Here is a 12,951-nt window from a genome sequence, read left to right as displayed (position 1 = left end):
CATGCCACGCGCGGGGCGCCGGATTCGCCCGTCCGTGATCAGTACGGGCGCCGGTGCGCAGAAAATGCGTTGCCCCGCGTGGTACGTCCACGGACGATGGCATCTCGTGAGCACTTCCCGCTGGACCGGCGTACTGCCCGATTTCTCCCCGTTCCGTGCGAGCCGGGACTTCCGGCTGCTGTTCTACCAGGGGACGGTGACGTACTTCGGCTCGTTCATGGCGATGATCGCGCTGCCGCTGCAGATCAAGCACCTGACGGACTCTCCCCTGGCGGTCGGCGCGATGGGTGCGGTGGAGCTCGTGCCCCTGGTGGTCTTCGGCCTGTACGGGGGCGCGCTGGCGGACGCGGTGGACCGGCGTCGGATGATCCTGCTGACCGAGGCCGGCCTCGGGGTGCTCGCTCTGGTGCTGCTGGTGAACGCGCTGCTGCCGGATCCGCTGCTGTGGCCGCTGTACGTGGTCGCGGCGGGTGTGTCGGCGCTGGCCGGGCTCCAGCGGCCGGCCCTGGACTCGCTGATGGCCCGGATCGTGCCGCACGAGCAGCTGACGGCCGCCGCCGCGCTGAACGGGCTGCGCTATCAGGTCGGCGCGATCGCCGGTCCCGCGGTGGCCGGTCTGGTCGTCGCGTACGCCGGTCACGCCGCCGCCTACTCCGTCACCGTCCTCGGGTTCCTCACCTCGGTGCTGCTGTGCCTGCGGCTCACTCCGGCGCCGCCGGCGAAGGGCGCCGACCGTCCGTCGCTGCGCGGGATCGCCGAGGGCGCGCGCTACGCGTGGAGCCGGCCCGTGCTGCTGGGAACGTACGCCGTCGACCTGGCGGCGATGTTCTTCGCCTTCCCGAACGCGCTCTACCCCTTCCTCGCGGACGAGCTCGACGCCGTGTGGGCGCTGGGTCTGATGTACGGGGCGGGGGCGGTGGGCTCGCTGCTGCTCGGCATGACCAGTGGCTGGATGTCCGGGATACGCCGGCACGGGCTGTTGGTGGTGTTCGGGGCCACGGTCTGGGGTCTGGCGATCGTGGGGGCCGGCGCGTCGGCGAACATCTGGCTCGTGCTGCTGTGCCTCGCGGTGGCGGGCGCGGGCGACATGGTGAGCGGACTGGGCCGGGCGACGATCTGGAACCAGACGATCCCCGAGGAGCTGCGCGGCCGGCTGGCGGGCATCGAGGTGCTCTCGTACAGCGTCGGGCCTCAGCTCGGCCAGGTCCGTGCGGGCACCATGGCCGGCTGGACCGGTACCCGTTCGGCGTTCTGGGGCGGCGGCCTGGCCTGCGTGGCGTCGGTGGCGGTACTGTCCGCGCTGCTGCCGAAGCTGATCTCCTACGATGCCGACACCGACGAGGACGCGCTGCGGCGCCGGGCCGCCCGGGAGGCGCAGGCGAGCGGCGTGCCCGCCTGAGGCCGGGTGGGACGGGACGCCGCCGGTGGTCAGACGCCGCCGGTGGCGGTGAGCCTCCCGTCGGCGACGGCGGCGGTCAGCAGGGCGTGATCGGCGCGGGTCCGGTCCGCGTAGCGGAGCGCGAAGCCCGCGACGGCGCGGTCGAAGGTGTCGCCGCCCCCGAGGTACCCCGCGATGGCGATGCGGTCGCCGGAGCGGGCATGGGCGCGGGCGAGGGCCCGGCCGCAGAGCGCGGCGTACTGGCCGAGCACGCCCGGGCTCATGGTGTCGACCTCGGCCGACCCCTTCATGTCGCGCAGTTGACGGGCGTAGAAGTGCCGCCCGGCGGGTCCGCTCGTCCAGCCGAGGAAGATGTCGCCGGCGGCCTGCATGAGCCGCTGGCCGGAGACCACCCGGTGCCCTTGGTGATCGTGCCCGTCGGACGGCAGGTGGGCCTGCAGGACGGACGGGACGGCTTCCTTGATCTGCAGGAAGAGCGGGTCGTCGGCGTCGCGGCCGAGCAGCAGCACGACGAAGCAGCGGGTCCCCACACTCCCCACGCCGACCACCTTGCGTGCCGCGTCGGCGAACCGGAAGCGGTCGAGGAGGAGGCGGCGCTCCTCGGGGAGGGTGCTGCGGTACTTGCCGAAGATCTCGCCCACGTCCCGTGAGTCCGTCCGTGCCAGCGGCTCCAGCAGCGGCGGATCGTGGATGATCCGCCGACGCCCGTCGCGGACCTCGGTGAGCCTGCCGAGCGCGCGCAGGCTGGTGCGGCGGCGCGCGCGGGCCAGATTGGCCTCCACCCGGTCCCGCAGTTCGGGTCTGCGGATGAGGTGCAGCAGTTCGGTGGTGTCGGTCCGGTGGTACCAGACGTCCAGCTCGGGCATGCCGGCGAGCTCCCGGATAGTCCGCCGGTAGGCGCGGGCCGCCGCGAGGGCCGCCCTCCCGGCTCGGTCGTCGCCGTGCCCGTTGTCGCGGGCGGCGACCGCGACGCTCGCGGCGAGACGTTTGACGTCCCATTCGAAGGGGCCGGGGTAGGTCTCGTCGAAGTCGTTGAGGTCGAAGAGCAGGGCGCGTTCGGGCGAGGCGAACACGCCGAAGTTCATCAGGTGCGCGTCGCCGCACAGCTGGACGGTCAGGCCTGTCTGGGGCTGGGTGGCCAGGTCGGCGGCCATGACCGCGGCCGCTCCGCGCAGGAAGGCGAGCGGCGATGCCGCCATCCGGCCGTAGCGGATGGGCAGCAGTTCGGGGACCCGGTCGGTGGCCTGTCGCTGCAGCACCCCGATCGGGTCGGGACGGTCCGGCGAAGCGGTCCACCGCCCGTGCGAGGCACGGCCGGTGATCTTGCGCACGGCCCGTCCGCGCCGGACCCGTTCGGCTGGGCTGGTCATGGGCCGCTCCTCGTCGCCGGTCCTCCTCATCCTGGCCGCACGGCACCTGTCGCGCATGTCGCCGTCCCCCGGTCCGGTCCCGTCAGGTCCGCTCGGCCCGGTCCGTCCGTTCAGGTCCGCTCGGCCCGGTCCGGGAGTGGTCCGGGCCGGGCGGTGCCGATCAGCTCTCGTTCTCGGCGAGGATCCGGTCGGCGGCGTAGTGCGGGCAGTTGAGCACGTGCCAGGTCACCGACAGTGACCCCGCCCCCGTCCGCAGGGTCCGTACCACGCCGTTGGCGGCGGTGGCCTTGCAGAAGGGACACACGACGGTCTCCGGGCGCAGTAGATCGAACATGCCGTGTCCTTCCCGCAGCTTTCTCACACCGGACCAGTCCAGAACTATCAAATCCGGCGCCATTCGGCCGCAGTACCCACAAGTACGGATGACTATTGGGGCCTTTGGTCGGGCCGGACGGCCCGTGGGACCGGGAGCGGCGGGCGCCATCGGGCGGCGGCCGGGCCGGCGAGGACCCTTGCGGCGGCCCGGAGTTCGGTCTCGGGCCGGTGGGGAGCGGCGGGGCCGGCCGTCACCACGGCGAGGCGCGTGACGTCGTACGGGTTGCGCGGTACCGGAGCGATGACGGGGGCTCCGGCGGGAGCCCCGGCCGGCAGGTTACTCGCGAGGAAACACGACCTTTGGCTATGGTGAGCGCCCTCCGGTCGGATCTCTTCGGATTCCAAGATCAAATGCGGATTCGTCATGCCGATCGAAGGAAGTCCTGCCAATCCGGGACATGAGTACGCAGTGCAGAGCGACGCGATGTCGGCAACACCGCCCGGCGTCGGCTCGGTACGAGCCGATCTGCCCTCGCCCTGTCACCCGGGGCTGGAGGGCGGCGGTCCTCTCATTCACCTACCTCGCGAAGGCAAGGCAGAGATGGCAAGAATGCCCCGTCAGTCCTCCCCTCAGTCGTCCCCTGAGCCCTCCCCCCAGTGGTCCCGTCAGCCCTCCGGCCGGTCCTCCGGCCGGTCCCGTCCGCAGACGCACCCGGTCGACGAGCTGCTCCCCCTCCCCCGGCTCGCCCCGATGACGGCCGCCGCGTAGAACGCGAGGACGTGCTGGAAGCCGGGCGGCGGGGCCGGATCAGTTCGCGCACTCCGTGTCCCTGGGCGGACGCCGGCCGCTCGTGAGGAACTCGGTGACGACGCGGTTGCCGCACGCGTTGCCGTTGCCGAGGTACAGCCCGTGGCCGCCCTGTTCCACGGTGACCAGGCGGGCCCGGTCGCCCAGGGCCTCGCGCATCCTCAGGCCGCCGAACAGCGGGGTGGCCGGGTCCCGGCGGCTCTGGAGCATGAGGATGTTGGACGGTCCGTCGTCGGTGATGCGGGTCGGCTTCTGCGTGGGGGTCCGCCAGAAGGAGCAGGGCAGTACGTTCACCGGCATGCCGGCGGTGAGCGGGTGCCGGATGCGGTCCTCGTCGACCGCGCGCCGGTAGGCGGCCACGGACGTGTCCGGCCACGCCACGTCGTTGCAGATGACGCCGACCATGAGCGCGGCGTCCTCGTTCCGGATGGGCCCGGCGAGCTCTCTCGGGAGTACCGGGGTACCCGCCGGGTCCTGGGCCGCCTTGACCAGAGCGGCGAAGGAGGCGAAGGCGGAGTCGCTGTAGAGGGCGTTCTGCAGGGCCTGGCGCAGGCCGTTGCCGGTCAGCGGCACACCGGGGGTCGTGGATTCCCGCGGCTCGCGGTCCAGGCGGGCGGCGAGCGCGACGACGAGCGGCTCGACCTCCTGCGGATCCGCGGCCAGGCGCAGGCCGTCCGCGTCCCGGTCGGGGTGGGCCGCCCAGGCGGCGAAGTCGGGGAAGCGGTCCGTCGCGCCCTGCGACATGTTCGCCAGCCAGCCGCGGGCGACCCGCTTCGGGTCGGGGTCACCGCTGCTGTCGAGGACCCAGCGGTCGGTGTGCCGCGGGTACTTCTGCGCGTACACGGCCCCCACGTACGTTCCGTACGAGCTGCCCCAGGCGGACAGCTTGCGCTCGCCGAGCGCCTCGCGGAAGCGGTCCATGTCGCGGACCTGGTTGGCGGTGGTGAAACTGCGCAGCTCGGGCCCGCTGTTACGGGCGCATGCCTCGGCGATGCGCCGGGAGCGCTCGACGTTCTCGGTGATCTCGCCGTTCGGGCCCGGCCAGGAGCGCAGGCTGGTCAGGTAGCGGTCCTCGGGGGCGAGGTCGCAGCTCGCGGTGGTGCTGGCGCCCACGCCGCGCGGATCGAAGGCGACGAGATCGTAGGCCCCGGCCAGCTCGCGCCGCAGGGCGTCGCCCTTCTGCGTCAGTCGCTGCACACCCGATCCGCCCGGGCCGCCGGGGATCACGACGAGCGTGCCGCGCCGGGCCTCGGGACGGTCGCTGCGGATACGGGAGACGGCGATGGTGATCTGCCGCCCGTCGGGGTCGTCGTAGTCGAGCGGGACCGGCAGCTCGGCGCACTCCTGGTCGGCAGGGGCGCCCTGATGGGTACAGCGGTGCCAGTCGAGCCGAGGGGCGGCGGATGCGGGCCCGGCCGCGGCCGGTGCGGCGGTCGCGGCCAGACCGGCCGCCAGGGTGGCCGTGGCGAGGAGCAGCGCCCTTTTCCTGTAAGTCGTCATGGGGCAAGCCTTGTTGACCGCGTCCCACACTCCCATCCAGCAGGCCGGTCGGCCGCGGGTGGGGCTAACCCCCCTCCCTCCGCATCCGGTTGGCTCAGGGCAGCGGCACGCCGCGGGCCGTGATCCAGAGCTCGTACCACTCCTCGTGCGTGAGCTCGGGCTCCCGCAGCGCCGCGTCGCGGCAGGCGCGGATCCGCTCGGGGCGGGCGCTGCCGATGACCGGGGCGATGGCGGCCGGGTGCCGCATCAGCCACCACAGCAGGACCGACTCGGGCGTGGTGTCCTTCTGCCGGGCCAGCTCGGCGAGCAGCGCCGCGGTGGCCCGTTCGGCCGGCGTCTGCTCGCGGCCGGTGAAGCGGCCCTGTGCCAGCGCGCCCCAGGCCTGGAGGCGGATGCCGTGGTCGCGGCAGTGCTCCAGGGTCCCGAAGGGGAACCCGTTGTCCGCGGATTCGGGTGTGTTGAGCAGGACTCCGGCCTCGACCCAGTCGCGGCTGTGCAGGCTCATCTCCAGCTGGTTCGCCACCAGCGGTACGTCGAGACGGGCCTGGAGGTGGGCGATCTGCGCGGCGCCCATGTTGGACACGCCGAAGCCCCGTACGAGGCCCTGGCGGTGCAGGGAGGTCAGCGCCGAGGCGACCGACTCGACGTCCGCGAGCGGGTCGGGGCGGTGCAGCAGGAGCACGTCGATGGCATCGGTCCGCAGCCGGGTCAGGCTCTCCTCGACGCGCCGGACGATGGTCTCGCCGCGCAGGTCGTAGATCCCCGGACGGTCCTTGTCGCCGAGCCGGATCCCGCACTTGGTCTGGAGGGTGATGCGCTCGCGCAGCCCGGGCGTGCGCGCGAGCACCTCGCCGAAGACGGCCTCGGCCTTCCCGTGCCGGTAGATGTCGGCGTGGTCGAAAGTGGTGATCCCGCTGTCGAGGGCCGCGACGACGGCCGCTTCGGCGGCATCGATGTCGGCGGGCCCGTACGGGCCGGGCTCCCAGCTCCCGCCGAGGCCCATGCACCCGTACAGCACCCGGTCACCGCTCATGCTCGTACTCGCGTTCGTCACCGGGCCAGCCTAGGGGGTGCCGGACGTGCGTCGCACGGCGCCCGAGCGGGATCCGGAACCGTTTGTACCGGGCCCGATGCACGGTCTGACCGGCTCATACTCAATGATGTCCGAATGCACAGACACATGGAGACCGAGCGGTGGCCGCTCCGCCGCCGCTTCGGCCGCACGGCGACGATCCTGAGCCTGTTGAGCGCGGTGGCGTGCACGTCCGCGCAGACACCGGCCTCGGTCGCCGGCGTGGGGTCGGGCGCCGGAAAGGCCGACGAGGTCTCCGTCGCCACCTGGAACATGTGCGGGGTGCGGCAGTGGAGCTGTGAGAAGACCGGGAGCCCGAAGGAGAAGTTCCAGCAACTGCTCAAGCTGATCGACGATTCCGACGTCCACGTCCTGCTGCTGCAGGAGGTGTGCTCGGAGGACCTGGTCTCCTCCGCCCGCAGCCTCGGCCCCCAGTGGCACTCCGCCTTCGAACCGTACGCCGACGTGGACGCGGCCGGACGCAGGTCCCCGGTCAACTGCACCGGGCAGGGGCGCGGGCAGGCCGGCTTCGGCCTGCTGGCGGGGTCCGCGCTCACCGATGTGGAGCTGATCCCGAGCGAGCAGCCGACAGTGGGGCTGCACCGCGGCATCCTGTGCGCCCGGGTCCCGGCCCAGGGGCTGCGGGTGTGCAACGCGCACCTCTCGCTGCGGGAGAGCGACGCCGAGCATCCGGAGTGGGACTTCCGCGACGACCAGCTGAGCTCGCTGGTCGCCGCCGCGTCCACGGACGCCGGTACCGTCTTCGGCGGCGACTTCAACTCCCCGCCGCCGGTCGGCGACCGCAACACGTCCGCCTGGATATGGCCGTCGGAGACCTACACCACGTACCGCGAGTGCGACCAGAAGGGCGGCTCCCGCTCGGGGCGCGCCACCCTCAAGGACGGCACGAAGATCGACTACCTGTTCACCCAGCTCCCCCGCACCGCCTGCAAGGTGGTGGACACCAAGGCATCCGACCACCGGCCGCTGGTGATGCGGGTGAGCCGCCCCGAGGACACTGCCGGGGTCAGTACTGCGCGTTGAAGTAGGCCCCCTGCGCCGGAACGGTGTACGCGTTCATGACGGTGAAGGCGGCCGTGGTCCAGGCAGCCGCGTTGCCCATGGCATCCACGGCCACGGCCTCGACGAAGTGCGCGCCCTGGGGCCAGGCCCAGCCGGCGTCCCAGCTCCAGCTTCCGTCGGCCATCACCGCGGCCGCCCCGAGGCCGGTACCGTCCTTCCGGAACTCCACGCGCACTGCGCCCGGCGCATAGCCCATGAAGCCGACCGAGGGACCCGGCACCTGTTGCTGCGCGGACGGTGCGGTCACCGTCAGCACCACCGGTTGGACCGACACGGGCGTCTGGGCAGGTGCCGACGCCGTCGTCTGCGGCCGGGCCGTTGCGCGGGCCGGTGCCGCTTCCTGCGCGGCGCTCGCCTCCAGGGCCGTGAAGATCACTTCGGTGCGCTTGGAGTGGTAGTTGTGCGCGTCCGCCGCGAAGATCCTGACCACGTGTCGCCCCCGGGCCCAGGGCTTCTCCCGCTGCCAGGTCCAGCTCCCGTCGGCGGCAACGGGCGCCGCGCCCTGGTACTTGCCGTCCTCCCAGACGCTGACCCGCACCGCGCCCGTCGCAGCGGTCCCCACGAAGCGGATGGCGTTCCGGGGTGCCTGGGTGTTCGCCGCCGGGGCGAGGACCACCGGCCGGGGGAACGAATCCCCCTTCACCTGCGAGGTGTCGGCAAGGTAGGCGTCGATGGCGGAGGTGTTGCGACCGGGCTGTTCGTGGCCGTTGCGGACCATGCCGATCCGGGGCGCGATGCCGTCGACGAGAAGGTCGAGCAGCCCCGTGACGGCCGGGAGGTTCCGCAGCGGCACCCTCCCGTGAGAGGCGATGAGGGGAGATTCGTTGTAGACGAAATTGAAGTTTTCGTACCCCTGGAACAGTCCGAGCAGGGGTTCCACCTGGCGCGCGTAGTGCTCGTCCCTGGGCGAGGAGACGAGATAGACGTTGGCAGGGCGGCGTACACCGGCGCGCACCACGTCCGGGAGGACCGAGTCGAGCGTGGGGAGGTTCGACGCCGCCGGCTCCCCCGGCGCCACCCGGGCGGTGCCCGGCATGTCCTGCCCGACGTACGTGCCGGTCAGGAAGCGGGGCATGCTGGCGACGATGTTCTTGAACCCGTACTTCAGCCCGAAGTACAGAGCCGCGCCGGCCCCCTTGGAAGTGCCGAACAGGGTGCAGTCGTCCGGAGTCAGGGACAGCGCGTTCATGACCCGTGAGATGAGCCCGGCGACGGACTCGTCGAGCGCGAAGTCCATGCCGTTGCAGAGGTAGTGGCTGTTCTCCCCGTCGAACAGGTCGCGGACCCACAGGACGTTGGCCCGGAGGTCGTGAAGGGGTCCGTTGGATCCGCCGTACTCACCGGGGACCGCGTGGTTGGCGAAGGCCACGACCAGATGGCGGTTGCCGTTCGTCGCGTGCGAGAAGCGGTACTCGATGGGCACCGGCCCGGAGGACTCCACGCCGGTGAAGACGCGGCGCGCTTTCTGGGCTGCCTCAGACATGCTCGGAATCCATTCTTCTCACCGGCTGGCCCGGCACCCGCCCGAGGGTGTTCGCGTGCCAGGGAACGGACTGGCCCATGGTCTGGCCGCCGCCGGCGCTGCCCGCCATGCCGACCGCCGGTGCCTGCGCCCGCGCGGGGTCGAGGTCGCCGCCGGCGATCAGGATGCGGTCGGTCAGCCTGGCCGAGGCGTAACCGTCGTCGAGGTCGCAGAACTCCTGCTGGAACCAGCGGTAGCGGGCGGCGTAGCCGTGCTGGATCCGGTCGATGTTGCGGATCGCCCCGATCAGCTCCGGGGAGGTGTACACGAGCGGGCCGGGGGCGGACTGCTCGAAGTCGAAGTAGAAGCCGCGCAGGGTGTCCCGGTAGTGGTCCAGGTCGTACGTGAAGAAGAGGATCGGCCGCCCGGTGTTGACGAAGTCGAACATCAGGGAGGAGTAGTCCGTGATCATCACGTCCGCGATGAGCGAGAGGTCCGCCATGTCCGGGTAGTCGGACACGTCGAAGACGAAGCCGTCGCCGGCGCCCGGTACGGGGTCCACCACGTTGGGGTGGCGCCGCACGAGCAGGACGTGGTCGTGGCCGAGCTGCGCCTTGGCCTGATCGAGGTCGATGCGGAAGTCGAGCTTGTACTTCCCGGGTGCGTAGAACTGGTCGTCGCGCCAGGTGGGCGCGTACATGATGGCCCTCTTGCCCGGCGGCAGGCCGATACGGCGGCGCACCTCCGCGGCCCGCTGACCGGAGTCGGCGCGGCGCAGGATGTCGTTGCGCGGGTAGCCGCTCTCGATCATCTCGCCGGGGAACTGGAAGGCCCGCTTGAGGATCGGGGTGCTGAAACTGTTCGGGGACACCAGCATGTCCCAGTTCTGCACCTCCTTCTCCACGCGCTCCAGGTACCGCTTGTCCGCGAAGTGCACGGCTTCGATGTCGTGCCCGATGCGCTTGAGCGGGGTGCCGTGCCAGGTCTGCACGACGACCTGCCCCTCACGCTTCTCGAACCAGTCCGGCAGGTGATTGTTGGCCACCACGTACTTGGAGCGGGCCATGGCCTCGTACCAGTCGGGGGACCACATGCGGACGGCTCGTGCGGTGGGCGGGACCTGCACCTGGTCGTCGCGCACGACCCACAGGTGCTCCACGTCCAGGCCCCGGCGGACCATCTCCTCGTGCAGGGCGCGCGGGCTGTCGGAGTACTGCGTTCCCTTGAAGGCGTCGAACAGCACCGCCCGGTTCAGGGGCTTGCGGCGGGCGGCCGGGTACTCCTTGGTGCGCATCAGCTTCTGCCGGTACGGGCCGCGGGCCTCGTCCGGCATCGCCGAGTGGACCAGGAGCGAGAGGCGGTCGTAGGCCTCCGCCTGGAGTTCGTAGCGCCGGTCGTTGCTCGTGATCTCGCTGGGGAAGGTGGGGATCAGTGCCTGGGTCATCTTGACCATGAGGTCGTTGGACCGGTTCTCCCGGGTGACCGCGGAGGGGTCCTGGCGGCGCAGGAAGAAGTCCCAGCGGCCGGCGGCCAGCGGGATGTCCCCGGCAAGGGTCCGCATCGCCGCCGGCGAAACGACGAAACGGAACTCCCGGCCGTGCCAGGCGATGGGCACGACGCGCTCGGCCCCGTGGGCACGGGAGCGTACGACGATGTGCGCGGCGGCGAACTCGGCAGCGGTCAGCCGGTCTTCGGCCGCGTAGCTGACGGCGACTTCGAGGGAACCGTCCTGGAGCCAGGTGGTCGACGTGGCCATCGGCAGGGTGTCCCGCTCGAACAGGACCACGTATCCGGAGCCGTTGCGGTGGACGAAGACCTCACGGTCCGCGTTGTCGGTCTGCAGGACGGCCGGGAGCCGGTAGTGGCCGTCCTCGGCCTCCTCCGCCATGACCGGGTAGATGGCCGCCTTGCGGCCCTCGACGTGGAAGGTGGTCTTCCAGCCGTTGCTGCCGGTGTTCCAGGTCTGCGGAACGCCGCCGTCGGCCGCGCCGCGGTGTCCGGGGACCAGCGCCTTCAGCGGAATCCTGGTGACGAAGGTGGACCAGCCCTCGCCGCCGTACTTGAATTGGACCCAGGAGTCGTGGCGGCCGGCGCCGCCCATGCTGGTGACCCGGAACTTGCCCCACTCGGGGATCTTGTCGCCGAGGTAGACGCCGCCGAGCTCGAGGTGGTCGCCGACGACCCGGTGCCGGGTGATGCGGCAACGGACCCGCTCCACACGGAGCTTGAGCTTGCCCTGCATGAAGAGCGGCACCACGCGGGTGTTCTTCTCCACGTAGCGGTAGGGCGGGTTGGCCGCACTGCCGGCGCCGCCCCTGGCTATGCCCTTGTAGCGGAACAGACCGCGGCTCAGGACACCGGCGGCGACGTCCCAAGTGCCCTCGACCCACTCGCCCTTGTGCTTGAGCCGGGACGTGTCGAAGCTGACCTGGAATCCGGACCAGTCGTAGCAATAGCGGTTCTGCTGGGAGTGCTCGGTGGCCTGCGGGTAATAGGTGGTCTTCGCCTTGGCGACGACCACCCGGCTCTGCTTCTTGTTGCGGAGCGCGATCGCCTTCATCGACATGTGCCGCTTGTGCACGTTGATGAAGCGGACGTACGCGGACCCCTCCAGCATCAGGTGATCGGAGTCGTCCCACTGCGCCCGCATCAGCGAGCCGTGCAGCGAGAGTTCCTTGTCGAGCCGGTAGGCACTCTTGTCGAGCCCGATCGAACGGTCGCCGAGATAGGGGTAGTTGAGGTAGCGACGGAAGCGGCGCTGTACGGGCATGGGCCCGCCCTTGCGCTCGAACTCGACGACGTCGAGCAGCTCCTTCAGGCGCCCCTCGCGCACCAGGAGCCACTTGACCCGGGCGTCGGCGGGAAGTTCCTGGATGATGTCGTCGTCGGCCTCGTCCAGGAACTCGTTCGCCCACTGCATGAAGGCGTCCTGGTACTCCTCGTCGGCGTCCGGCAGCACCTTCAGATGCAGCATCAGGTCCGACTTGAGGCAGGCAAGGTCGTACTTGCGCTTGTGGTCCGAGTAGGACCGCGCGCGGTGTCCGGCGAGGAAGCGGCTGACCGACTGGACCGCGGAGACACGGTCCTGGAGGTTGCTGAACTCGGTGTGCCGCTGGGTGATGGAGGGGGCGGCGCCACCCTCGCGCCGGCGCCAGAAGTAGACGATGTCCGTGAGGATGTCGACCTTGGCGGCCCGGAAGTGGGCGAACATGTTGACCCAGGAGTCCTCGTACATGACGCCCTCGGGGAACGCGATGTAGTGGTAGTCCCAGAAGGAGCGACGGAACAGCTTGTTCCACACCGTGCGGTCGTAGATGAGGTCCGGCAGCTTCGTGATGTGCGTGCCGCGCCTGCTCTTCTGCATGGGCGCCTTGTGCAGGGGTGACTGCCACCTCTTGGTGGAGTTCATCATCTGCACGTTGCCCGATACGAAGTCGGATCCGGAACCTTCGAGGGTCTGCACGAGCAGCTCGTAGGCGTACTCGGGTATGACGTCGTCGCCGTCGACGAAAGCAAGGAACTCGGCCTGCGGGTGCGCGGCACGGATGCCGACATTACGGGCATGTCCCGGACCCATCGACTCCTGCCGCAGAAGCCTGAACCGGCGGTCGCGGCGAGCGAATTCCGCTGCGATCGCCGTCGAGGAGTCGGTCGAGCCGTCGTCGACCATGATCACTTCAAGGTCGGGGAACGTCTGCCTGGCTATCGATTCCAGACATTCCTGGAGGTATATCTCAACGTCCTGGAAGGGCACGACAACGCTCAGGCGGGGCATACCTGCCACTCAGAAAGCTCCTCGATAGTCACACGTCTCACGGCGCATCCGGAGTCGTCGAGGCGCGCCGCCAGACCCGCCCCTGAATCTGGTCACACCCACCGCTCCCCGAACATTCGACCCACCCGCCGCCCCCGGCCGCACACTTATACGACCTTGACAGCGCC

At 70.7% G+C, this 12,951-nt stretch carries 8 protein-coding genes; 2 read left to right on the top strand and 6 right to left on the bottom strand.

The window, feature by feature from the left end:
* Positions 1-64 precede the first annotated feature (64 nt).
* Positions 65-1,399: an MFS transporter gene (locus OG373_RS36095; RefSeq protein WP_405442866.1), complete on the top strand. Its 1,335-nt coding sequence runs from the start codon at positions 65-67 to the stop codon at positions 1,397-1,399.
* Positions 1,400-1,428: 29 nt separating this feature from the next.
* Here the strand turns inward: OG373_RS36095 and OG373_RS36090 are convergent, their stop codons facing one another.
* The 4 genes from OG373_RS36090 to OG373_RS36075 all read right to left on the bottom strand — a co-directional run bounded on the left by OG373_RS36090 (position 1,429) and on the right by OG373_RS36075 (position 6,446).
* Complete coding sequence (locus tag OG373_RS36090; RefSeq protein WP_405442865.1) at positions 1,429-2,769, bottom strand: DUF2252 domain-containing protein; 1,341 nt, start codon at positions 2,767-2,769, stop codon at positions 1,429-1,431.
* 160 nt (positions 2,770-2,929) lie between these two features.
* On the bottom strand, positions 2,930-3,103 hold the full coding sequence (locus OG373_RS36085; protein WP_159040436.1) for a hypothetical protein: 174 nt from the start codon (positions 3,101-3,103) through the stop codon (positions 2,930-2,932).
* 789 nt (positions 3,104-3,892) lie between these two features.
* Positions 3,893-5,392 carry an alpha/beta hydrolase gene (locus tag OG373_RS36080; protein WP_405442863.1) on the bottom strand — a complete coding sequence of 500 codons (1,500 nt, stop codon included), beginning with the start codon at positions 5,390-5,392 and terminating at the stop codon, positions 3,893-3,895.
* Positions 5,393-5,486: 94 nt separating this feature from the next.
* Entirely contained in the window at positions 5,487-6,446 is a 960-nt protein-coding gene (locus tag OG373_RS36075) for an aldo/keto reductase family oxidoreductase (RefSeq protein ID WP_405442861.1), read from the bottom strand.
* A gap of 114 nt (positions 6,447-6,560) precedes the next feature.
* On the opposite strand from OG373_RS36075, the gene OG373_RS36070 reads away from it, so the two are divergent.
* Complete coding sequence (locus tag OG373_RS36070) at positions 6,561-7,508, top strand: endonuclease/exonuclease/phosphatase family protein (protein ID WP_405442860.1); 948 nt, start codon at positions 6,561-6,563, stop codon at positions 7,506-7,508.
* Here OG373_RS36070 and OG373_RS36065 read toward each other — a convergent pair.
* Together OG373_RS36065 and OG373_RS36060 are read right to left on the bottom strand one after the other, a co-directional pair.
* Entirely contained in the window at positions 7,492-9,030 is a 1,539-nt protein-coding gene (locus OG373_RS36065; RefSeq protein ID WP_405442859.1) for a hypothetical protein, read from the bottom strand. The two genes, OG373_RS36070 and OG373_RS36065, sit on opposite strands and share 17 nt — an antisense overlap.
* Positions 9,023-12,784 (bottom strand): CDP-glycerol glycerophosphotransferase family protein, encoded by a 3,762-nt coding sequence (locus tag OG373_RS36060; RefSeq protein WP_405444328.1) that lies wholly within the window; start codon positions 12,782-12,784, stop codon positions 9,023-9,025. Before OG373_RS36060 ends, OG373_RS36065 begins: the two co-directional genes overlap by 8 nt.
* Positions 12,785-12,951 lie beyond the last annotated feature (167 nt).

The organism is Streptomyces avidinii (genome assembly GCF_045161815.1).
Classification (GTDB): domain Bacteria; phylum Actinomycetota; class Actinomycetes; order Streptomycetales; family Streptomycetaceae; genus Streptomyces; species Streptomyces avidinii.
This window is presented reverse-complemented; position numbering and strand designations above follow the sequence as displayed.